Raw genomic sequence first — 21,654 nt, forward strand, 5'->3', positions numbered from 1 at the left:
CTAGTGACACGCCATCTCGGCGTGCTCACAGGCATTTCCGCAGGTCAACCAGCATTTTCGTGCCCTAGTCGGCACTGCTAACTGTGGAACTCAGGTCTACCACCGCCTCGATGAGCGGATACGCGCCCACGTGCTGCTGTGCTGGCTCGCCCTGCTGCTGATCCGCGTCGCCGAGCGCCGCACCGAACAGACCTGGCCCACCATCAACACCGAGCTCGGCCGGATCCACCAGGTCACCCTCTCCGGCCCCGCCGGCAGCCTCCAGCAGACCACCCGCCTCACCGCCACCCAGACCAAACTCTTCAAGAACTGCGGCGTCCCGCTCCCGCCAAAGATGAGCGGCCTCAAGACCCCCGAATAGCCCCTGAACAGGGAAAACACGCTCCGGAGCCGTGGGCAAACGGCCCCGGAGCCTCCTCATGCCCATCGCTGCAGGTCAGCCCCCAGATTCACCACAGCCGTATGCCCACCAACTGTCGAACTCGGGTGATGGTGCCTCAGGCTGTAGAGCCTTGTGGCAACGACCGGCGGTCTGGTGCGTGTCAATTTCTCGCTCGGCTGGGGGCTCGGTTCAGCACTGTGCTCAGGTACAGGTAGGTCCGGTCGTCTGGTGGACCCGCTGCAGTCGGCTTCTCCCGTCTCAGGGGGTTGTGGTCAGGGGGAGTAGTACGAGGAGTGTGTCGGCGCCGACGACGTATGTGAGGGTGTGTCGGCGCATGTGGGTTTCGTGGAGGGTGTGGAGGGCGGGGTGGGTCAGGCGGAGTTTGCCGATGAGGAAGAGGCTGCATGCGGTGGTGCCGGCCAGTGCGGGCAGGGGGCCGAGTGCCCATGTGAGGCCCCAGGCGATGAGGGTGAGGGCGGTGGTGGTTGCCGTGCTGGCCAGGAGGAGGGCGCGGGAGGGGCCGTAGCGGACGGCGGGCGGGGTGAGTCCGGCGGCGCGATCAGCGGTGTGGTCGGGCAGGGACCACCACAGGGTGCGGCCGATGAGGAGCAGCCACAGGCCGAGGAAGAGCGGCCAGGTGTAGCCGGGGGTGTCGGGGCGGACGGCGTTGAAGGTGGACAGGCAGGGCAGGAGGGAGAAGTGCAGGCCGAGGCTGGTGGGGTTGGCCAGGCCGCGTTTTTTCAGGCGGACCGGTTCGAGGTTGTACAGGTATTCCACGAGGATCCCGGCTGCTACGGCGGCCGCGATGAGCGGGCGGCCGAGGTGGATGGAGATGCTGGCGGCCAGGAGCAGTGCGATGGCCATTTCGGTGGAGGCGATGGTGATCAGACGGGTGCGGCCCAGGCGCAGAGCGGCCTGCGCGATGCTGGTTTTGCCGGGGGTTCGGGCGTCGATGGGGATGTCGATGGCCGCGTTGAGGACGTTCTGGGCGATGAGCGGGATCAGGTTGGCGAGCACCGCCAGCAGCACGGGGGCTCGCGCCAATTGCCCCGCCCCGTTGACCGCGTAGCTGGCGCCCCACAGGGCGTGGCAGAGGTAGGCGATGGAGAAGGGGAATTCCAGGCGGTGGACGCGGTAGAGGTCTCGTGCCTGCCGGATGCGGCCGGTGGCTGTCAGGGACATGGGCGGACTGCCAGGGTGAGCGTGGGTGGGGGTCCCATGGCGGGGCCCCGGCGGTGCGGGATGCCATCGCGCGGGCTAGGGCGGCCGAGTTCGACTCGGCGCAGTACCGCGGCGATGACCATGCGGATTTCCAGCATGGCCAGATCCGCGCCCAGGCAGCGCCGGGTGCCGCCGCCGAAGGGCAGGTAGTACTGCCCGGACCATTTGCGGCCAAGGAACCGGCCGGGGTCGAAGCGCTCGGGCCGCGGGTAGATGTCCGGCTGCCGGTGCGCGAGGTAGATGCAGGGGGTGAGTGTGGTGCCACCGGTCTGGGAGCGGCTGAGGAGGTCACGACCGTTGATCAGGGTCCGGTTTCCGGCGATCGTTGCGGGTGGTGTGATGCGCAGGGATTCCCGGCAGATGGCGTCGAGCAGTGGGAGTTCGGCTGCCGATGAGCCGTCGGCGGGGCTGGCGGCGAGTTCCGACTTGAGGTCGGCGCGTACCTGGTCGTGGCTGGCGAGCCAGTAGAGGGTCCAGGCGATCGCGGAGGCGGTGGTCTCATGGCCGGCGAAGATCAGCGAAATGAGCTGGTCGGCGAGTTCGTCTCCGCCGAGTTGGCCCAGCGGCGGGTTTCCGGAGGTGAGTTCGGCTGCCAGGGCCGGGCAGCCGGAAGCGGCGGTTGGCGGTCGCAGGCTCTTCAGGTCCTCGCGCAGCGTGTCCCGGTCACGCAGGAAGGCACGCCACAGCGACGGGACCGGGGCGGGGGGGCGCAGATAGCGGTAGCGCAGGGTGCGCCAGGGAGTGCCGAGGATCTGCTCCACCAGGTCGCTGACCCGGGTGAGCAGGGCGCTGTTTTGGTCACCGAGCAGGATGTGGCCGATGATGCGCAGGGTCACCTGGCGGGCCCATTCCGGCACCGCGAACGAACTTTGCATGGTGAGTTCGTCGGCTGCCTGCTCCGTTATGGCGCGGATTTCAGGGACGTGGCCGTTTAGCCGCTTGCCGCGCAGTGCGGGCCCGATTACCTGCCGGTAGGCGGCGTGCCGGGTGCCGTTGGCGAACAGCAGGGAGGTGGAACCGACGAGCGGCCGCAGGGTATCGCTGGGTTCCAGGCGCATATTTCGTTCGCAGCGGAAGAGTTCCACGAGGTCGTCGGCCGCCCACAGCAGCAGGTGGGGAGCCGGGGCGGGCTTGAGTTCCACGGCCCGCTCCGGACAACCGGCGATTGCGTCGAGGAAGGTCAGGCCCTGGAGAGTGAAGCGGAGTTGGTTGATGGTCATGGGGTGTGTCGGTCCGCCCGCTCGACGTCGGCGTACGGGGGCGGAGCCGGTCGGCTCAGGCGGGTCGCGGCGGCGTGGAGGGCGGCGATGCAGGCCGCCTTGACCACGGCGATTGGGGTGTAGAGGTCTTTGTCGTGCCACAGCGGCGGAAAGTGGTCTTCTTCCATGTGGTCCAGGAGGAATGCGCAGCCGTCGGCTATGGCGCGGGCTGTCTGCGGCGGCAGGATGCCGGGGTGGGTGTGCAGGAGGGTCTGGAGGGCGTAGCAGGTTTCTTCCGCGGTTGCCTCCCAGCGTCCCCAGGATCCGTCGGGGCGCTGAGAGGCGAGTGTCCAGCGTGCTGCGCGAGCGAGGGCGTTCGCGGCATCCGGGTGGTGGCCGCGTGCTAGGGCGACGGTGCAGCACATCGTCGCGTAGTACGGGGAAGCGTGCCACTTGTCGTCCCAGGAGCCGTTCTGGTTTTGCTGGCCTAGCAGCCAGTTCCCGACCTTGCGGGCCGCGGTACACCGGCGGATGCTCTCCTTCGCCGGTTCACCGGATGGCGGGGCGTCCAGGAGGGCCTCTAGGACATGGGCGTTGGTGCTGATGGACGGGGTGCGCTCACCAGCGAAGCACTCGAAGTAGTCATCGGCCTCGTAGGCCCACAGCGCGCGAATTGGGGCGGGGCGGCCGGCGAGGGCGAGCGTGTGCAGCACGACGGCGGTGTCGTCGCAGTCCGCGGGCAGCCCAGGCCCGGCGGGCGCACCCAAGGGGCCAAGACTGCTTGCCAGATAGTCGGGCAGCGTCGAGGGGATGGTGACTGGCACGTCGGCGTCCAGGAGCCAGCCGAGGACCCAGGCGCGTTCGAACACCGCGATGGAGATCACCCCAGGCACAGGGCCGCCCCCGCGGGCCTGGGTCTCTTCAAGCAGCGTGGCAGGCTCCTCCTGTGGGGGACGGCTGGCGAACCAGGCGGCGGTCGCGGCGGGTGAGGAGCCCACCGCTGAAGCGACCAGACGGACCCCGGGCGCACCGGCGGCCTGCTCGCCCAGGACTTCCAGGGTGTGCCAGGACTTCTCCGGCAGCGCCTGCCCGGCGGCCACGGCTGTCCGCAGCCGGGCCAGCGACTGCTGTTCAACGCCGGGCGGCAGGTCCAGCGCGGTGGCGCCTAGGCGTCCCCCGGATTCGGCCAGCCGGTCGTTGAGCTCCTCGACCAGCCGGGGGATGATCAGCTCGGCCCCGATCGTGTCCGGCACCGTCTCCCGTCGACCGGCGGCCAGCCGGTCCGCCAGCGCCCATAGCCCTTTCAGGGCGGACCGGGCAAGCATCACCGCAGACGGCACATTGGCGCGGGGCGGGTCGAGTTCGCGCAGCAGTGCCTCGACGGCGCTGAGGGTGGGCACCAGGTCGTAGCCGTTGGGCTGGCCCCACCAGCCGTCCGGACGCTGGGTGCGCAGCAGGAAGTCACACCGGGCAACGTGGCCGTCGAGCCAGGGCGCGCAGCTGACCAGTCGGGCTGTCTCATACACGGACGGCGACATGGCCCCCCACGGGTTCGCCATCATCTCGGAGATCAGCTCGGCAGCGGCCCGGGACGCTCCTTGCCGCCACCCGGCCAGCGGGCCCGGAAAGGCCAGGTGCTCCTGGTTCTGTGCGTGCATGGCTTCGCACTCCTCGTGCGCTCGGCTGGATCAGTGGTTGCGGTCGATCAGGGCATCGGCCAGTGCCATCAGGTCGGCTGCCGCCCCAGGCTCGGGCGCGCCCGCTCCAGCGCGGCGCGGCCATCCGCGTGGGCTAGGCGGGCACGCTCGGCCCAGACACGGTCTCCTGCTTCCTCGGCCAGCGCGGCCAGTTCCACGTATGCGTCCGGGCCGATGGGGCGCGCAGTGTGTCCATCACGTCGTCGTGAAGCACAGAGAAGTTGTGCACCAGCTCCGTGACAGCGACGGGTAGCGCTGCCTCGGCCCAGCCGCCCGGGCACACAACAGGGCCAGAACGGGGGCGGACCAGCTTGCCGGGGAAGCCCTGGGCTGGTCGCCCTGTTTCGCCTGTCCAGTGGAACTGGTGCTCGGTGGTACTGCTGCAGAGAGGCGGGCAGCCGGCCGATGACGGTCTTGAGCCCCGGCAGGCTCATGGAGGTGCAGTTCACCAGTGTTCTCAGCGGCGACCGTGCCGGGGGCCGGATTCGGAGGTTTCGCCGTGGTGGCCTGCGGCCCGTCAGGGGCGGGCATCGCTCATTCCTCGGGCTCGGTGAGGAGGATTGCGGCCACTGGGCAGCGGCGGGCAGCGTCGCGCACGTCCTGCCAGAGGCGGCGGTCCGGGTCCGGGTTGTGCACGATGATCACCCCGTCGTCGTCGCGTGTGGTGAATACCTCGGGCACGCTCTCGGCGCACTGTCCGGAGGTGGCGCAGATGCTCTGGTCGGCGCGAACGTGCATGGGCAGGCCTCCCCACGGTGAGGGCGAGTCATAGGGTGACAGGGAAACGTTCGAAGGTCCGCAGGCTCAGCGCGGGACGGAACATTGGTCGTTCGGGCAGGGACAAGCCGGGCAGGGCGCGGCGGATCCGGGTGAGCGCGACGGCGCACTCCATGCGGGCCAGGTTGGCGCCGAGGCAGTGGTGCACCCCGTGCCCGAAGGTCACCATCCTGGAGGCGTTGCGGGACGGGTCGAACCGGTCCGGGTCGGGAAAGGCCTCGGGATCGCGGTTGGCGGGGCCGTGCAAGGGTCGTATGTCCGCCCCTTTGGGGATGGTGACCCCGTCGAGTTCGATGTCTCTCCGGGCGATCCGGGGATCGGCGTCCACCAGGACCGGCGGGTTGTACCGAAGGGTCTCCGCGACGAACGCTTTGGTTTCAGCGGGGCCCCTGTCCAGCCAGCGCGCCTGCTCGGGGTGGTCCAGCATGGCGAGGACGCCGAAGCCCATGGCGGCGACGGTGGTCTCGAAGCTGCCTGCCCACAACCCCCACAACAGCAGCATGAACTCGGTTCGGGTCAGCCCTTGTTCTGGGACTTCGTCGCCCTCGTGCACCTCGGACAGCAGTGCGGAGACCAGGTCCTCGCAAGGCTGTTTGCGGCGCTCGGCGGCGAGGTGAGCGAAGTACTCTTCAACCTGCTCGCTCGCTTTATCTCCCGCCTGCACTGCTTCGTCGCTGGAGGCGGGATGGAGCGAGGCAAGGACCTTAAGAATCAAAGCAGCCAGCGCTTCCCGGTCGGCTTCCGGGATGCCGATGATGTCCGCGGCCATGTTCATCCCCAGCGGCTGCGTCAGCTCGTGGTGCACATCGGCTGTCCCGCCGTCTTTCAGCTGTGCGGCCAGTGGTGCCAGCAGCCGGTCGCAGTGCTGCTCGGCCGCTGCCTGCAGTCGCTGAGCCTGCCGGAGGGTGAAATGCCGGGAGAGCGCGCGCCTGATCCGCGTATGCTCGGGAGGATTGGTACTGGTGATGACCTGCGACAGGATGCGCAGCGCACGGGATCGCTCCCAGTGCGGATGCTTTACTGACAGTTCCCCAAGCTCAATGGCACGCAGGTCAGGCGACTGGTACACGGTCCTGGCCGCTGCGTTGCGGCTCACCAGATACACGCCGCCGGTCGGGTTGCGGTGGATTGGGGCATGCTCGCGCAGCCACGTGTAGAACGGGTAGGGGTCCTGAAGCGTTTCCGGATCCCAAAGCCGGGCCAGAACGTCGAGTTCTGGCGTCTGCAAAGCTGTCACGATGTGGCTCCCTCTGTCTGCGGCCAGGTGACCGGCAGCCGCTCGACCCGGCGCATCTGCAGACCGGTCGTGAAAGTGATTTCCCGCGGTGCTACCGCCAGCCGCAGGCCCGGCAGAGCCCGCGTCAACGCGCCGAAGGCCGCCCGGAGTTCCAGCCGGGCCAGACTGGCGCCCACGCAGAAGTGTGGTCCAATGCCGAATGTGAGGTGCGGGTTGTCGGTGCGGCGGATGTCGAACTCCTGCGGGCAGGAGAATTGTTTCCCGTCCCGGTTGACGGAGGCGAGCGCGGTGATCACCCCGGTGCCCTTCGGAATCATCCCCGAGGGCAGCTCCACGTCCTCTTGGGCGGTACGGATCAGGCTGTTGTTGCCGACGTTCTCATATCGCAGGATCTCCTCCACTGCCTGCTCCACCAGTTCGGGCTCTCGGCATAGCGCCGCATACTGCTCAGGATGGCGCAGCAGGGCGAAGGCACCGCGGCCGATGGTGGTCGCCACCGACTCATGACCGGCGGTGATCAGCGTCTTGACCAGGGTCACGAGTTCACCGTCGGTGAGCTGGCCGTCAGTGTCCCGTGCTTCGATCAGTGCACCGAGCAGTCCCTCACGGACCGTCGAGCGACGCCGCGCTGTGATGAGTCCGGCCAGGTAACTGCCGAACTCCTCCATCTCAGTGTCTCGTTCCTCGGCGTTCATCGAAGTCGTGGAGAGGAAGGCGTCCGACCATGCGCGGAAGCGGTCGATGTCCTCGGCGGGCACACAGAACAGGTCGCAGATGACCTGCAGCGGCAGAGGGAATGCGTATGCTTCCGACAGGTCGGCTGGCTGCGGTCGAACCAACATTTCAGCCAGCAGCCGGTCGGCGATTGCCTCCACCCGAGGCCGCCACTGCTGCAGCCGCCGCGGGCCGAGCGCCCCGGAGACCAGTCGCCGCAGCCGGTTCAGCTCCGGCGGGTCCTTGTGGAAGATCGCCTCCGCGGAATCCGACGAACTCCTGCGGAAACGGGGCGCGCCCGGCAAGCGCGGGTTGGTGCTGAACCGCGGGTCGGTGAGAACCATCTTCACGTCGTCGTAGCGGACCGCCAGCCGCACCACGTCCCCGCTGGGCACCTCGACCTCGCCGAGCGGATCCGACAGCCTGCGCCGGGCAAACTTCTCATGGGGCAGCTCGCCCCCGTCCAGAGGATACTTCTCCGCCATCACCCCTTGCCCTCCCTTACGCCACCGTGCGCCGAGCCCCAGACAACAGGGAGTTCTCGTAGGCCGTGGAAGAGACTGTCCTCCTCGAAGGGGAGCTCCTCGAAAGGGATCGCCAGCCGCAGGCCGGGCAGCCGCCGGAACAGGGTCGGCAGCGCGATCTCCAATTGCGCGCGTGCTAGCGCCTGCCCCGGACACCGGTGGGCGCCGTAGCCAAATGCCACATGCGCCCGGGTACTCCGGGTGAGGTCAAGCTGATCCGGATCCGGGAAGACGTCCGGGTCCCGGTTGGCGGACTGCAACGCCAGCACCACCCCATCACCGGCCCGGATCACCGACCTCCCGACGGAGATGTCGGCAGTTGCTACCCGACGCAGGCCAAAGTGAGCGACTGTCAGATAGCGCAGCAACTCGTCTACGGCAGCGGACACTGCCTCCGGGCCAGCATGCAGGACCGGCAACTGGTCGGGATGGCGCAGCAAGGCAGCCACGCTCAGCGCGATCTGGCTCGCAGTGGTCGCATGACCGGCGATCAGCAGTAGTGAGGTGAGGCTGACCACCTGCTCCCTGGTGATGCGGCCATTGCCGACGTATTGCACGACGAGTTCGCTGAGCAAGTCATCAGCGGGCTCCCGGTCCTTGGTCTCGACTAGCCGACCGAGGTATCCGATAAGCGACGCATACGCGGCGGCAACCTCAGCCCCGGACGCGGACCGCCTCGCAATCACCGAGGCGCACTGCTCGAAAACCTCCCGGTCTTCGAAGGGAACGCCGAACAGCTCACAGATCACCCGGACCGGCAGCGCCAGCGCAAACCGCCCCACCAAGTCGACGGGCTGCGGCAGCACAGCCAGCTCCTCCAAGAGCTCGCCCGCATGCCGCTCGATGACCGGCCGCAACCGCCCCACCCCGGTCACCAGCGCACTGCGCATGACGACCCGCCGCAGCTCTGTGTGCTCCGGCGCGTCCATCGACGAAAGGTGACCGCGCCGAGGCGCGGGCTGATCCGGCCGGATCGCAGGGTATCCCGCCCGTGTCGGATCGCTGCTGAGCCGGGCATCACCGAGCAGCCGTCGCACATCTGCGTACCGGGTCACCAGCCAGGCAGAAGACCCGCCCACAACCACGCGGCGTATGGTCTCCTCCCGCTGCCAGCGCTTGAACTCTGCCGGCGGATCCAGCGGATCCTCAGTCCGTTGGAATGGCAATGGCGGAGGCAACGGCAGCGCCAGAGCCTCACCCGCGGATCCAACGCCCTGCGCCGGGCCAACTTCCCGAACGGCGAGCTCACCCTCGTCCAGCGGATACTTCTTTGCCATCACCCCGTCCTCTCTTGGCCGTCATCTTGCGGCGGGTCCCAGGCGACGGGCAGTTCGCGTATGCTGTGCAGCATGCTGTCCTCTTCGAAAGCGACCTGGTCGAAGGGCACGGCAAGCCGCAATCCGGGCAGTCGCTGGAACAGGGCAGGGAGCGCGATCTCTAACTCCATGTGCGCCAGGGCCTGTCCGGAGCACCGGTGGGCACCGTAGCCGAACGCCACTTGACTACGAGCAGTCCGCGTGAGGTCGAGCCGGTCTGGATCGGGGAAGACGTCGGGGTCCCGGTTGGCCGACTGCAGCGCCAGCACCACGCCCTCACCGGCCCGAATCACCGTCTCCCCAACCGTAATGTCCGCAGTCGCCACCCGGCGCAGGCCGAACTGGACCACGGTCAGATGGCGTAACAGCTCGTCCACCGCGCAGGACGCAGCCTGTGGGCCGGAAAGTAAATTACCAATCTGTGCCGAATTGCGGAGAAGGGCGACCACGCTCAGCGTGATCTGCTCAGCGGTAGTCATGTGGCCGCCGGTGAGCATCTGCAGTCCGATGCCGACGGCCTCCTCTCTGGTGATCCGGCCACTGAGTACATGCCGAGCAACGAGTTCACTCAGCAGATCGTCGGAGGGCTCCTGGCTCTTGGCCTCGATGAGCCGGTGAACGTGCTCAGTAAGTGCCGCGTGTACAGCGGTGATCTCGGCACCCGATGCGGAACGGCGCGTGAGATTGAGGGCGCACTGTGTGAAGAACTTCCGATCGCCGAACGGGACACCGAGCAACTCGCAGATCACACGCACCGGCAGCTCTAGTGAGAAACTCTCCACCAGGTCGACCGGCTGCGGCATGCGAACCAGGTCGTCCAAGAGCTCGCGTGTGCGCCGCTCGATAGCGGGGCGCAGCCGATTCACCCCGTCCACCAGCATGCTGGTCATGACGATCCGCCGTAGGCTGGTGTGCTCCGGTGGGTCCATGAACGCCAGGTGGCCTTTGACAGGCGGCGGCTGGTCCGGCCGCCATGGCGGATAGCCCGGGCGCGTGGGATCAGAACTAAGTCGGGTATCACCCAGCAGCCTGCGCACATCGCCATACCGGGTTACCAGCCAGGCCGACACCCCACCCGCCATCACTCTGCGCACTGGCTCCTCTCCCTGCCATTGCCCCAGCTCCTGTGGTGGATCCAGGGGATCCCCGGTCCGACGGAACGGAAAATCCGGAGGCTTCATGCCCGTGAAGGACTCACGGTCGGCATACTCACAGCTACTGCCTGCCGGGCAACCCGGCACGGCTTGGACCGCCTGCTCTGGGTCCCGGCCGGACGGCAGCTCGAATGCGGGACTCACCGCATCTCCTTGCTGCCTGTCGATCCGGCTGACGTTTTGTCTGGGGCACGGAGAGTGAACTCCAGGACCGCGGCCTGCTTGATGGCATAGCCCAACTTCTGCGGGTCCCGGACGAAGATGCGTTGCAACCATCGGTCTGTACCGTCGAAGCACGCCATGTACGAAGTGCGTGAATGCGTGGTACGCATGTTGTCAAGTAGGATCAAGTCGCCCGGCTCCAGCCGCACGGATACCGCCGTGGCATTGAGCGCCTCGGTGTAGCTGCGCATTGCTCGGGCCGCCTTGGGGTCGTCAGGGACGTCAATCATTGCCGCGTCGTAACGCAGCGTTTCGTCACTGTTAGTGAGTAAGAGAATTTCGGTGCAGGGGTCCGGGTCCGCCTGGGTGCGGAACGTCAAGTCGGTGTGCCAGCGCATCGGTACGGTCCGCAGGATCTCGCGGTCGGCCTTATCGACCAGGGGCAATGCCCGCCGCACCGAGGCAATCATGGTTCGTGCCTCGTTGTCATAGTCGCTTCGGGCACACCCGATGACGATGTAGTGCGGTTGCTCCGCGCAGTATGCCATCTCGGTGTGATAGCGCAATGGTTCCACCCTGTAACGGTTCCCGGCCATCAAGTGCGCGTTTTTGCTCGCTGCGAACATGTCTTGGAGGATGGTTCCGCTTCGGTTCAGCCTCCAGCCCGTGGCCTTCCCTAGGAGCATGCCGAAGAGAGCGACCCAGGGCTCCATCCCCAGCAGGGGCCGGTCATCCAGCGGCGGGTAGGTATCGGGCGTGGATGGTAGCGCGTCGACGTCAAGGGGCAGATTCCGCAAGTGAATGAAACCCACCTCGTTGCCGTTCGTCCGGAAGTCGGCGATCGCATCGCGCAGTTCCTCGGGAAGCTCGGCTGCGAAACTGGCCGCTGTATCGAAGAAGGCGGCCAGGGCGAGACGGGGGACCGTGGGCAGTTCGGCCTTGAGCCGCACCAGAGCCGAGGCATATGGGCCGCAGTCGAACGTTTCACTCGGAGTGTTCATAAAGTCCTCCCCCTCACTTGAGAAAATGGCTTCGTGCAGCGGATCGGGCAACCACCAGAACAGGGCTAGCCGGCAGGGCGATCTGCTGGCGCCTGCCCGGCCCACCGATGCCCCCCGACGCGGAACGCGTCACGGCAAGCACCGTTGCAGTATCAGGCATCCCACCCGCGTTGCCACCGCTGAGGCGCGCGTCACCTAGCAGCTGGCGCGGATCTGCATACCGGTCACCAGCCAAGCAGGAACCCCACCCCCGACCACCAGGCGTATGACCTCCTCCCGCTGCCAGCGCTTGTCTGCCCACCGGATCCATCCAGCGGATCCCCAGTCCGCCGGAACGGCATATCTGGAGGCATGCCCGCGGAGAACTCGCGGGTCGGCATCCTCGCGGCTGCCGCCTGCCGGGCAACCCGTGACGGCTTGGACTGCCTGCTCTGGATGCTGGCTGGCAGCCGCTGGTCGAATGCGTGACCATCAGGTCTCCTTGCTGTCTGTCGATCCGACCGACGTCTCGTCCGGGGCTTGGAGAGCGAACGTCCTGGGGGCCGTCGACAGTTGGATGCGGTGGGGTGCGTGGCCGAGGGTGCCGGTGACCTCTTCGTGGCCGATCAGGAGGTTGTCGTAGTCCTGCTGGGCAAAGCGGATAGCTTGCCTGTGGACCTTGGTGGCCAGGGGACAGGTGGCGTCAATGGTGAGGCCCGTACCGTTCAAGCGCGGCCTCGACAGACTGGATAGCGCGGACGACGTCGGCGCAGAAGCCGCGGGGCGCGGCCAGCAGCACCCGCTTACCGGGGCGTTCATGTGTTCCTCCGGGTGGTGGTGTCCGCGAGGCGCCGCAGGTGCGGCAGGACGTCCGGGGCGATCGTGCTGGTGGTGTCCAGGAGGCGCAAGGCGTCGCCTCTGCGTTGGTCGATGAGGTCCCGGACCTGGGCGCGGGCGCCGGCGATGGTGAGGATGGAGCGGATTTGTTCGGCGTCGGCCTCGTTCAGATCGGGGTGGCCGAGCAGGCGGCGCAGGATGGTGGCGTGGTGGGGCTCTGCGTCGCGCAGGGCGAGGGCGATGAGGGTGGTGTGTTTGCCTTCGCGTAGGTCGTCGAGGCGGGATTTGCCGGTGAGGGCGGGGTTGCCGAAGACGCCCAGCAGGTCGTCGCGGAGCTGGAAGGCTTCGCCCAGTGGCAGGGCGTAGGCGGTGAGGGTGTCGAGCAGTGCCTGATTGGCTCCGGCGAGGACGGCGCCGAGATGAAGGGGGCGTTCGATGGTGTATTTGGCAGTTTTGTAGCGGATGATGGCCAGGGCTCGTTCGACTTCGTTGGTGGGTCGGCCGGTGGCAGTGACGTCGAGGTACTGGCCGTACATCACTTCGGTCCGCATCGCGTCCAGCACCGGCAGCAGGCGGCGGAGTTGATGGTGGGTCAGGCCGGCAGTGTGGATCAGCTCGTCGGACCAGCACAGGGCAAGATCTCCGACGAGGATCGCGGCGCTGGTGCCAGTCCGGTCGGCGTTCTGGCGGGGTCGGCCGGCGGCGTACTGGGCGGCGAGTGCGCGGTGGACGGTGGGGCGGCCGCGGCGGGTGTCAGAGCCGTCCATGACGTCGTCGTGGATGAGAGCGAAGGCGTGGAACATCTCCAGCGCAGCCGCGATCTGTATCACTGCACGGGGGGCCGGCACAGGACCGCCGGCTGCGTGCCAGCCCAGAACGCACAGCGTCGGCCGCAGGCGCTTGCCGCCTGCAGCACAGAAGTCCGACAGCACCGTCACTGCTTGCGACGGCATGGCCTGTGCTGAGGCGCGGGCCGCTTTGCGGCGCAAGAACTCCTCGAGAACGGTCTCCACTTGCCGGCGTGCCGCCACCAGGTCCAAAGGATCAACGCCGGAGGGGGCGGTGGTGGGTGTGAGGGTCATGGCGCCTCGTCCTCTCCGGCCGGAGAGGGGGTGGTGGCGGTGATGTGTAAGGCTTCGTCGAGGAGGGCGTCGACGATCTGTGATTCAGGGACGGTTTTGATGATCTGGCCGTGGCGGTAGATCTGGCCTTTGCCGTTGCCGCAGGAGACGCCGAGGTCGGCCTCGCGGGATTCGCCGGGCCCGTTGACCACGCAGCCCATCACGGCAATACGCAGCGGGTGGGGGAAGCCGGTGAAGGCGGCCTCAACTTGTCCGGCAAGTTTGTGGATGTCGACCTGGAGTCGGCCGCAGCCCGGGCAGGAGACGATCTCCAGCTTGCGGGGCCGCAGGCCGAGCGAGGCCAGGATGTGGCAGCCGGCGTTGACCTGTTCCACCGGCGGAGCAGACAGGGAAACCCGGATCGTGTCGCCGATGCCCTCCGACAGAAGGATGCCGAGGGCGACGGCGGATTTGATGGCGCCCTGGAAAGCCGGGCCTGCCTCGGTGACCCCCAGGTGCAGGGGGTAGGTGCAGTGCTGGGCGAGGAGCCGGTTCGCGGCGATCATGACCTGTGGGTCGTGGTGCTTGACCGCGATCTTCAGATCGTGGAAGCCGTGCTCCTCAAACAGGGAGCACTCCCACAGTGCCGATTCCACTAATGCCTCGGGTGTGGCCTGGCCGTGCTTGGCCAGCAGGCGGGGGTCGAGGGATCCGGCGTTGACTCCGATCCGGATCGGCACCCGGGCATCGCCCGCGGCTTTTGCGATCTCATTGATGCGGTCGTCGAACTTCTTGATGTTGCCGGGGTTGACGCGTACGGCAGCGCAGCCGGCGTCGATGGCGGCGAACACGTAGCGGGGCTGGAAGTGGATATCGGCGATGACGGGGATCGGGGACCTGGCGGTGATCTGAGGCAGGGCGTCCGCGTCGTCCTGGGAGGGCACCGCCACCCGGATGATGTCGCAGCCCGCGGCAGTGACCTCGGCGATCTGCTGCAGGGTGGCGTCCACGTCGGCAGTGAGAGTGGTGGTCATGGTCTGCACACTGACCGGTGCGCCACCGCCCACGGGCACCGCGCCGACGCGGAGTTGACGGGTCGGGCGGCGACGCACCGGAGCCTGGAGGCGCGGTGAGGGAAGGCCGAGTTCGATCGCGGTCATTGGGACGCTCCCTGTCGGATGGTGCCGGCGGAGGCGGCCGGTGTCAGCGGCTGCGGCTGCCCTGCCAGGGCCTTGCGGACGGCCTGGGTGATGCCGGCCGTGTCCAGTCCCGCCTGAGCGAGCAGCTGGCTGCGGGTGCCCTGCGGCAGGAAGGCGGTCGCAAGGCCGAGGCTGATGACCGGGGTGGTGACACCGGCATCCGTACAAGCCTGGGCGATCGCCGTGCCCGCCGCACCGGTGCGCAGGCCATCTTCGAGCGTGACCGTCAGACGGTGGCGAGCGGCGAGCGCGGTCAGGGACGGGCTGACGGGCAGGATCCAGCGGGGGTCGACCACCGTGACGCCCACACCCTCCTGTTCCTCCAGCTCGGCTGCGGCCTTTAGGGCCGGTTCAGCGAGCGGACCGACAGCAACGAGCAGCACCTCCAGACTTCGCCTCCGGCTGCGGTACAAAATGTCCAGGCCATCCATGCGGGCCAGCGCCTTGAGGTCCGGCCCGGCGCTGCCCTTGGGAAAGCGCAGCACGGTGGGTCCGTCGGAGACGGCGCAGGCTTCGTGCAGCAGGGACCGCAACTGGGCCGCGTCCCGGGGAGCGGCGATCTTCAGCCCGGGAACGGCAGAGAGCATCGCCAAGTCCCACATGCCGTGATGGGACGGCCCGTCGGGACCGGTGATCCCGGCCCGGTCCAGGCTGAAAGTGACCGGGAGGCGGTGCAGGGCGACATCCATCAGCACTTGGTCGAACGCCCGGTTCAAGAAAGTGGAATAGATCGCGACCACAGGATGCAAGCCCCCCATGGCCAGCCCGGCGGCAGATGTGACGGCGTGCTGCTCAGCGATACCGACATCAAAGACCCGCTCGGGGAAGCGGGCGGCCATCAGGTGCAGACCAGTCGGTCGCAGCATCGACGCGGTCACCGCCACCACGTCCTCGCGCTGCTCAGCCAGCTCAGCCAGCACGCCACCGAACACACTGGTCCACGACAGCGAGCCCGAGCCCCTGCCAGAATGAACCGGCCTGCCGGTAGCGGGATCAACAGTGCCCACGGCGTGCAGGCAATCCGCCTCATCCGCTTCAGCCGGGCTATACCCCTTGCCCTTGACGGTCATGACATGCACCACGACCGGGCGGGCAAGAGCCCGGGCCCGCTGCAACACTCCCTCAATCTCCCAAGTGTTGTGCCCATCGACAGGCCCGAAATAGGTGAAACCGAGCTCGGTGAAAAAGTTCTGACATGCCTCCACACCACCGCCCTGCTTCAGCACATCCAGGTGGCGGGCGAGAGCCCCGGTCGTAGGGGCATAGGAACGCCCGTTGTCGTTGAGGACGACGATCACCGGACGCTTGGGAGAGGCGCCCAGGTTGTTGGGGGCCTCGAAAGCGAGGCCCCCACTCAGCGCCCCGTCTCCGATCACCGCGACCACGGCCCGGTCGCTCTCACCGTTCAGGGCGCGGGCCTTGGCCAAACCGTCCGCATAAGCCAGCGCGGTCGAAGCATGGGAGTTCTCCACCCCGTCGTGCACCGACTCGGCCCGGGACGGATACCCCGACAGGCCGCCCGCCTGTCGCAGAGTGATGAACTGCTTACTCCGCCCGGTGAGCAGCTTATGCACATACGCCTGATGCCCCGTATCAAACACCAGCGCATCACGAGGTGACTCAAAGACCCGATGCAAGGCGAGAGCGACTTCCACCATCCCCAGATTCGGACCAAGATGCCCCCCCATGGCACACACCGTGCCAATCAGGAAACGGCGGATCCACGCGGCCAGAGTGGGCAGCTCCTGCGCAGACAGGGCACGCACCTCGTCCAGACCACCGGGCAGAACCGGCAATACAGCGGGAGGACGGATCATCCTGCACTCCTTAGCCGGAGCCGGGGAACATGGTGGACAATCACACCCGCCGGACCGAGGCCTCAGCAACCCGAGCAGAGCGGATGCCACACAGTGGACACCCCCACCCGCGCCCCGCCCAGACACCACAGACCACCAATAGCGGACACATCATGCAACCTTGCACACTTGTGAATATGAGTGGCGTGGAGGCGCGAGCCAGGCACTAAGGTCTTCTGGGCAACGTGACGGCTGCGGCCGACGGACTGCCACCGCGCTTGATCACCAGCATCCCGACCACCGACGCCACAGTGACCGACCCGGTCCATCACATGCTCGCCACCCATGATCTCCTTGTCGCGCGAAGCTGATCGGAAAATCGATCTTCGGGAGAGCAGGCGGCAGCATCCGGGCCGCTTGCGGACCGGATGTCGTTGGGCGGTCGGTCAGGCTGATGTCGGTGTGAGGGCGACCTGGTGGCCGAGGGCCTGGAGCTGGCGGACGAGATCGCGGGTCTTGCGGGCGGGGTTGAGGTGGCGCTGGTGCCAGTCGGCGCCGAGTTCCTGGTAGGAGTCAGCCGGGTCGTTGATCAGGTGCCAGGTGATGACGAGTATCGAGCGGGCGACGGCGACGAGTGCTTTGGCGTGGCCGCGACGTTTGACGATGCGCCGGTAGCGGGCCCCGAGGAAGGTGTTGGTCCGAGCGGCGGCGTTGGCGGCCTCGCCGAGGGCGCTCTTGAGCCAGGGGTTGCCTTGCCCGGCCGGGCCCGCGGTGTTCTTCGCGCCGGACTGGATAGTGCGCGGACATAACTTCGCCCAGGAGACGAGATGTTCGGGGGTGGGGAAGCGGCTGCCTGATGGCCGCAGCGCGGAACAGGTCCGTGACGCACTCGTGGGCACTGTCCAGGGCCTGCGCACTCACCTGGCACGCTCGCTGACCTGGGATCAAGGCAGCGAGATGGCCACGCACGGCTCCTTCACCACGGCCACCGACATCCCGGTCTACTTCTGCGATCCCGCCAGCCCCTGGCAGCGCGGCTCGAACGAGAACACCAATGGCCTGCTGCGACAGTACTTTCCCAAAGGCTCCGACCTCTCGACGCACAGCCGTGAGCACCTGGACATCGTCGCCGCCGAACTCAACGGTCGTCCACGCAAAACGCTCGACTGGGACACCCCAGCCGAGCGCCTGCATAAACTGATTGCGGCCTGACCAATCGACCACGTGTTGCGACAACCGCTGGATTCCAAGGTCCGCGCCCGCGGACATTTTCCCAACGAGGCCGCCGCGTTGAAGTGCGTCTACATGGCGCTGATGAGCCTGGACCCGACCGGCAAGGGCCGACGCCGCTGGACGATGCGCTGGAAGGCGCCACTCAACGCCTTCCAGATCACCTTCGACGGCCGCCTCACCCCCACTGACCAGCGATAACTCAACAACCAAGATCAGCCGTTAAGTTGACACACCCGAGACGCTCCTAGGGGGTGTGACGTGTGTCGCATGCCGACGGGAGCGAGGCAGCGATGTCTCGGCAGCTGTGGTGTTGCGGGGCGGCGGTTTGTGATGCGGCGTTCAAATGATGCGTCCTTCCTGATCTATTTTTGTTGCGCTTGTTAGCGTGGCCGGGATCACTTCTGTTTTTGCGTAACGGAATGCTAGGGCGGTAAGGGAGTGACAGCGTCGGTTCGATGTGTTCTTCTTACTGACGAGCCGTCTCGTAGAATATGTGAAGGGCAGCTCGCGTATCCTGCTGCCGCCCAGGAATAACACAAGGCCGAAAAGTAGGCACGCACGAAGCGCGCCATTAAACGGAAGTCGGTAGTTTCCGGCATCCTTGCTGATTTTCCCACCAGCAGACAGACAGACGGCCCGGTCCAGGACTGAACTAGAGAGACCTAGTACACCTGACAGAGGAGGAAATCATGGGAGCTCACTCAAGGCAGCGTGCGCAGGGTCGGCATAGGAAAGAGGACGTAATCTCGCCGTGGAAGATGCCCGGGCAGCTGGGCGTGAGGGCGGTGGTGATCGGGTTGACTGTGTCGGCTGCGGGATCTGCAGTCGGCGGGCAGGCCCTGGCAAACAGCGAACCGGGGGGTGGGCCGGCCCAGCAGTGGGTTGTGGACGGGGAAAACCTCGACGGGTTGGACAACGTTAGGTCAGAAGTCGAGACGGTCTACGGAATTCCGAAGGAAAATTACGACAAATTTAAAGAGATGGCAAGAAAATATAATTTGATTATTCAAGTCCGCCCGACTAATCCCGAATCGGTCAAGTGGCTCACTAACGGAGAAGCGGTTCCCAAGCCGGAGGCCATCAAGGCCAAAAGTATCAACAGCTATGACGTCCAACTCGGGGCGAATAGAGACCATATCGGCCTCGTTGGCATGTTTAAGCCCCAAAAGCCGCAGGGTTGGAAGAGCTGGGATGATTACCCCAAAGAACTGAAAGAGCGTTACGATCAGCGCAAAGACGAGTATAAGACTTTAAGCGCGCCTGATGTAATAGGAAAGGTAGAAAAGGCCGGATTTAGATATGACGAAACATCCCACTTATTCCACGCCGCGGTCAACGGACGGGACATGAAGGTCACGGGTGACCATGATATTTTTCATATAACCAACCCTGATGGTTCGCGGCTTGAGCCGAAGCAGGTTGACGCGATCATCGAGCACATGAAGAAGAATAATATGGGGGTTCAGCATGGCGCTCACATGTATTGGCTGCCCCAAGGGAAATTCAATATAGGTATCGACGAGAAGATTCGCAAATCTCACCAGCCGCCATCCGAGGGAGAGAACGGTCATGAGAAGCTGCTGATATTCTCTCCCAGCTCTGATCCTAAAGCTGAGTATGCGTCACCGCCGCAGCGGCGGGGATCCTTTGTGGGGCATTCCGAGAACCTGATTCCAGAGAGGAGAGGCTCTGTCGTTGGTTGCGCTGGCCAGTCGTTGCCGTTGGCGGGCTGCGTGCCGGGTTCGGCTGCCCCGCGGGAGGGGGAGGCGCTGCCGGCGCAGCAGGCCCGGACTGAGTTGCAGGGCGGGCAGAGCCCGCAGGGGACGGCTTCAGGAGTGCATCGGGGGCAAGGGGAGCAACCGTTCATGGCACCGTCTGCGCCGTCGCAGCCGTCCGTGTCGTCACAGCACCAGCAGGGCGGAGGTCATGAAGCACAGCCCGCGCAGCCGTTGAGCCAGAGGGGAACGCCGATGACGCCGCCCGTGCCGGTGACCCCTCCGACGATCCCGGGGCTATCGCCTCGGATTTCGACGCCGCGGCCGGGCTTCCTGGAGAGGTTCTCCGAGGGCGGGGAGCTCGTGGTGCAGCTGGTTCAGCCATGGATCGACAGGATTTATGCCGATAACCACCAGGGTCTGAGCGAGACGCAGTTGGCGTCCTACTTCTTCCATGACCTGCACTACGGCTGGCCGGAGCAGGCCAGAACCGCGTGGCGAAACGCCTGGTCCGCACTGCCGGAGAAAGAGAAGACCGGAGATAATGCGCAACGTATCCGAGAGATGATCATCGAAAAAATTACAGACCAGACGAACAAGGCAGCAGGCGAATATAACTTTGGGCTAGGCCCCCGGGATCTCGAAAAGATCATCGCGCCCGCAAAGGAAGCGCTCAAGGAAGAGGAGAACAAGAACCTCGAGGAGAGGCACGGGACTCCGCCCCAGCGCATTCGGTTTGATCCGAAGACGCAGGAACTCGTGACGTCAGAGGACCAGCAACTGCAGCCGTTGCAGGGCGGCTCTTTCAGCCCGAATGTGAGGAAGCCGAGGTCGGTTCCCTCCGGGAGTGACGGCAACCAGTCCGGTAGCGGTGGTTCCCAGGGCGGCAGCGCCGGCGGTGGCGAAGCACCAGCCGCCTCGCCCGGGGCACCCCTCACGAGCCAAGCCCCGTTCAGCTTGGCACCGCTCAGCAACGAGCAGCAGAACCAGCCGCCCGCTCACCCGCAAAACTCGGTTTTCGCCCCTGCATTGCCGCCAGCGGCCGCCCCGGCGTCGTTGCAGAGTGGCTGGCCGGGCGGGATAACGGTTGAGTCGTTAAGGGATCCGTTGCATCAGGTGGGGGCTGCGCCGCCGGAGGCGGCACATGCGGCTCCAGCGGAGCCCCCCGCACCCAACCCTGCTCCCGCAGGCGTTCCGGCCACATCATCACAGGATGCTCCGACCCCGACTCCGGCTGCCCTAGGCGAGGATCCTGCTCCGGCTGCACCCGTGGAGCAGCCGGTGCAGCAGGAGTCGTCGGCTCCGACATTGGCGGCGCCCGCTCCAGAGGCAGCTCCAGCCGACCAGCAACCGCCGACGGACAGTTCGGCTGGTTCCAACAGTGGCGGTGGCGTCTCTTAGTGGGCGTCGCCGCGGTGTACGACTCGGACCGGACCCGGGGCCATCATCGGATGCTGATCCGCCGGCGTAGCGAGGTCGTGTCGGGCATTCAGCAAGACCGCCGTCGTCATCACCGCGAAGTCCGCCGGGCGCAGGGTCTTCGGCCTCGCCACCGCAGGCGTCCGTCTCGCTTGACCTCTTGCGCGTCAGTCCGGCAGCCAGTGCAGCTCGTGCGCCAGGGTTTTGGCGACGGCACGGATGCGGCGGTGTAGCGGCGACTGCTCGCGTGGGAGGACCAGGTGGATCGTCAGGCTGGGCGTGCCTCGCAGCGGTCGCCAGGTGAGCATTGTCATGTTGTTGGGGGTGGCTGGTGTTGAGGGTGTGTCGGGGCGTGCTTCTCCCGTGTGTCGGCCGGTGTCAGACGGTCGCGGGGCAGCCGGTGACCTGGTTCCAGGTGCGGAAGCGTTCGGTCATTTCGGCTCGGTAGGCGGGGGCGGTGAGCAGGTGGCGGCGGGGCCGGAAGTGCGGTGAGATGCCGCTGAAGGCGGACAGGGATCTCTGGGCGCCTCCGGCGGAGCGGAAGCGTCGCATTGCCTTCTCGCGCTGTCTCGTTGGCTGGTGGGAGTTCTCGCACCGGGTTGTTCAGATACTTCGAACTGCGGTGCTCGACGGACGGCATGACCTGCCGGTGTGGAGTTCCCCCCAGGCCGGGTAGTTAAGGCTTCGTTGGGGGATGCAAGCACTGTGTCGAGGGCTTGTGCTCCAGCCGGAACATGGGCAACGCGGCTCCGGTGAGACAGGTGGTCGACCAAGACGCCCTGTACGGAGCCGCGTTGTCCTCGTATTCTGCCTCTCCAACCGCCCTGATGACGCTTTCCCGGGAAACCACCATGGCCGCGGGGCGACTCGCCGCCGGGGCGCTATCAAGTTGTCTGCGGGGGCGTGAGATGATCTTGATGTAGGTCGTCTTGGGATGGGCTCGCGGTGGAGGCTGAGGCGTCGGTGTCGTACAAGGGGTACCGATTCCCGGCTGAGGTGATCAGTCACGCTGTGTGGCTGTACCACCGTTT

At 66.5% G+C, this 21,654-nt stretch carries 15 protein-coding genes and 5 pseudogenes; 4 read left to right on the top strand and 16 right to left on the bottom strand.

The genetic code is table 11. From position 1 onward, the window contains the following. Window positions 1–94 precede the first annotated feature (94 nt). Window positions 95–361: pseudogene (locus ACZ7NC_RS41560) on the top strand (IS1634 family transposase); the annotation flags it as partial. A 279-nt stretch (window positions 362–640) separates the two neighbouring features. Here the strand turns inward: ACZ7NC_RS41560 and ACZ7NC_RS41565 are convergent. The 14 genes and pseudogenes from ACZ7NC_RS41565 to ACZ7NC_RS41630 form a co-directional block, all read right to left on the bottom strand. Further along, a complete protein-coding gene (locus ACZ7NC_RS41565) occupies window positions 641–1,564 on the bottom strand; it encodes a UbiA family prenyltransferase (protein ID WP_471496864.1) in 924 nt (307 codons plus the stop codon). Continuing rightward, complete coding sequence (locus ACZ7NC_RS41570; protein WP_471496866.1) at window positions 1,555–2,823, bottom strand: cytochrome P450; 1,269 nt, start codon at window positions 2,821–2,823, stop codon at window positions 1,555–1,557. Before ACZ7NC_RS41570 ends, ACZ7NC_RS41565 begins: the two co-directional genes overlap by 10 nt. Continuing rightward, the gene (locus ACZ7NC_RS41575; protein ID WP_471496868.1) at window positions 2,820–4,460 is read right to left on the bottom strand and encodes a prenyltransferase/squalene oxidase repeat-containing protein; all 1,641 of its coding nucleotides are present in this window, start codon (window positions 4,458–4,460) and stop codon (window positions 2,820–2,822) included. The genes ACZ7NC_RS41570 and ACZ7NC_RS41575 overlap by 4 nt, the downstream gene beginning before the upstream one ends. Window positions 4,461–5,033: 573 nt before the next feature. Beyond that, window positions 5,034–5,237 (bottom strand): ferredoxin, encoded by a 204-nt coding sequence (locus ACZ7NC_RS41580; RefSeq protein WP_471496870.1) that lies wholly within the window; start codon window positions 5,235–5,237, stop codon window positions 5,034–5,036. A 28-nt stretch (window positions 5,238–5,265) separates the two neighbouring features. Continuing rightward, window positions 5,266–6,513, bottom strand: coding sequence for a cytochrome P450 (locus ACZ7NC_RS41585; protein WP_471496872.1), 1,248 nt, complete (start codon window positions 6,511–6,513; stop codon window positions 5,266–5,268). Continuing rightward, window positions 6,510–7,712: a cytochrome P450 gene (locus ACZ7NC_RS41590; protein ID WP_471496892.1), complete on the bottom strand. Its 1,203-nt coding sequence runs from the start codon at window positions 7,710–7,712 to the stop codon at window positions 6,510–6,512. The genes ACZ7NC_RS41585 and ACZ7NC_RS41590 overlap by 4 nt, the downstream gene beginning before the upstream one ends. After that, entirely contained in the window at window positions 7,712–9,028 is a 1,317-nt protein-coding gene (locus ACZ7NC_RS41595; RefSeq protein ID WP_471496874.1) for a cytochrome P450, read from the bottom strand. The genes ACZ7NC_RS41590 and ACZ7NC_RS41595 overlap by 1 nt, the downstream gene beginning before the upstream one ends. Continuing rightward, window positions 9,028–9,957 (bottom strand): cytochrome P450, encoded by a 930-nt coding sequence (locus ACZ7NC_RS41600; protein WP_471496876.1) that lies wholly within the window; start codon window positions 9,955–9,957, stop codon window positions 9,028–9,030. The genes ACZ7NC_RS41595 and ACZ7NC_RS41600 overlap by 1 nt, the downstream gene beginning before the upstream one ends. A 404-nt stretch (window positions 9,958–10,361) precedes the next feature. Then, window positions 10,362–11,384: a TauD/TfdA family dioxygenase gene (locus ACZ7NC_RS41605; RefSeq protein ID WP_471496878.1), complete on the bottom strand. Its 1,023-nt coding sequence runs from the start codon at window positions 11,382–11,384 to the stop codon at window positions 10,362–10,364. 529 nt (window positions 11,385–11,913) lie between these two features. Continuing rightward, window positions 11,914–12,162, bottom strand: a pseudogene (locus tag ACZ7NC_RS41610) (4-hydroxy-3-methylbut-2-enyl diphosphate reductase); the annotation flags it as partial. Window positions 12,163–12,178: 16 nt separating this feature from the next. After that, window positions 12,179–13,282 (bottom strand): polyprenyl synthetase family protein, encoded by a 1,104-nt coding sequence (locus tag ACZ7NC_RS41615; RefSeq protein ID WP_471496880.1) that lies wholly within the window; start codon window positions 13,280–13,282, stop codon window positions 12,179–12,181. Continuing rightward, window positions 13,279–14,421, bottom strand: a complete 1,143-nt coding sequence (gene ispG / locus ACZ7NC_RS41620) for a flavodoxin-dependent (E)-4-hydroxy-3-methylbut-2-enyl-diphosphate synthase (protein ID WP_471496882.1) — start codon at window positions 14,419–14,421, stop codon at window positions 13,279–13,281. The genes ACZ7NC_RS41615 and ispG overlap by 4 nt, the downstream gene beginning before the upstream one ends. Further along, on the bottom strand, window positions 14,418–16,277 hold the full coding sequence (locus ACZ7NC_RS41625; RefSeq protein WP_471496884.1) for a 1-deoxy-D-xylulose-5-phosphate synthase: 1,860 nt from the start codon (window positions 16,275–16,277) through the stop codon (window positions 14,418–14,420). The genes ispG and ACZ7NC_RS41625 overlap by 4 nt, the downstream gene beginning before the upstream one ends. 425 nt (window positions 16,278–16,702) lie before the next feature. Further along, window positions 16,703–17,173: a transposase gene (locus tag ACZ7NC_RS41630; protein ID WP_471496886.1), complete on the bottom strand. Its 471-nt coding sequence runs from the start codon at window positions 17,171–17,173 to the stop codon at window positions 16,703–16,705. Here ACZ7NC_RS41630 and ACZ7NC_RS41635 point away from each other — a divergent pair. The 3 genes and pseudogenes from ACZ7NC_RS41635 to ACZ7NC_RS41645 all read left to right on the top strand — a co-directional run. Then, a pseudogene (locus tag ACZ7NC_RS41635) lies at window positions 17,106–17,468 on the top strand (IS30 family transposase); the annotation flags it as partial. The gene ACZ7NC_RS41630 and the pseudogene ACZ7NC_RS41635 overlap by 68 nt on opposite strands. Window positions 17,469–17,507: 39 nt before the next feature. Beyond that, window positions 17,508–17,687 (top strand): annotated as a pseudogene (locus tag ACZ7NC_RS41640) (IS256 family transposase); the annotation flags it as partial. A 560-nt stretch (window positions 17,688–18,247) separates the two neighbouring features. Further along, a complete protein-coding gene (locus ACZ7NC_RS41645) occupies window positions 18,248–20,605 on the top strand; it encodes a hypothetical protein (RefSeq protein WP_471496888.1) in 2,358 nt (785 codons plus the stop codon). 185 nt (window positions 20,606–20,790) lie between these two features. Here the strand turns inward: ACZ7NC_RS41645 and ACZ7NC_RS41650 are convergent, their stop codons facing one another. Then, window positions 20,791–20,937, bottom strand: a complete 147-nt coding sequence (locus ACZ7NC_RS41650; protein WP_471496890.1) for a hypothetical protein — start codon at window positions 20,935–20,937, stop codon at window positions 20,791–20,793. A 64-nt stretch (window positions 20,938–21,001) separates the two neighbouring features. Then, a pseudogene (locus ACZ7NC_RS41655) lies at window positions 21,002–21,284 on the bottom strand (DDE-type integrase/transposase/recombinase); the annotation flags it as partial. Window positions 21,285–21,654 lie beyond the last annotated feature (370 nt).

The organism is Streptomyces sp. NPDC111802, from assembly GCF_055634335.1.

What these genes read in the sequence shown, in the direction of transcription:
- ACZ7NC_RS41600 (WP_471496876.1), bottom strand. Translation starts at nt 9,957, where the DNA reads ATGACCAGCATGCTGGTGGACGGGGTGAATCGGCTGCGCCCCGCTATC.
- ACZ7NC_RS41605 (WP_471496878.1), bottom strand. Translation starts at nt 11,384, where the DNA reads ATGAACACTCCGAGTGAAACGTTCGACTGCGGCCCATATGCCTCGGCT.
- ACZ7NC_RS41625 (WP_471496884.1), bottom strand. Translation starts at nt 16,277, where the DNA reads ATGATCCGTCCTCCCGCTGTATTGCCGGTTCTGCCCGGTGGTCTGGAC.
- ACZ7NC_RS41650 (WP_471496890.1), bottom strand. Translation starts at nt 20,937, where the DNA reads ATGACAATGCTCACCTGGCGACCGCTGCGAGGCACGCCCAGCCTGACG.
- ispG (WP_471496882.1), bottom strand. Translation starts at nt 14,421, where the DNA reads ATGACCGCGATCGAACTCGGCCTTCCCTCACCGCGCCTCCAGGCTCCG.
- ACZ7NC_RS41590 (WP_471496892.1), bottom strand. Translation starts at nt 7,712, where the DNA reads ATGGCGGAGAAGTATCCTCTGGACGGGGGCGAGCTGCCCCATGAGAAG.
- ACZ7NC_RS41615 (WP_471496880.1), bottom strand. Translation starts at nt 13,282, where the DNA reads ATGACCCTCACACCCACCACCGCCCCCTCCGGCGTTGATCCTTTGGAC.
- ACZ7NC_RS41580 (WP_471496870.1), bottom strand. Translation starts at nt 5,237, where the DNA reads ATGCACGTTCGCGCCGACCAGAGCATCTGCGCCACCTCCGGACAGTGC.
- ACZ7NC_RS41645 (WP_471496888.1), top strand. Translation starts at nt 18,248, where the DNA reads ATGCCCGGGCAGCTGGGCGTGAGGGCGGTGGTGATCGGGTTGACTGTG.
- ACZ7NC_RS41575 (WP_471496868.1), bottom strand. Translation starts at nt 4,460, where the DNA reads ATGCACGCACAGAACCAGGAGCACCTGGCCTTTCCGGGCCCGCTGGCC.
- ACZ7NC_RS41570 (WP_471496866.1), bottom strand. Translation starts at nt 2,823, where the DNA reads ATGACCATCAACCAACTCCGCTTCACTCTCCAGGGCCTGACCTTCCTC.
- ACZ7NC_RS41595 (WP_471496874.1), bottom strand. Translation starts at nt 9,028, where the DNA reads ATGGCAAAGAAGTATCCGCTGGACGAGGGTGAGCTCGCCGTTCGGGAA.
- ACZ7NC_RS41565 (WP_471496864.1), bottom strand. Translation starts at nt 1,564, where the DNA reads ATGTCCCTGACAGCCACCGGCCGCATCCGGCAGGCACGAGACCTCTAC.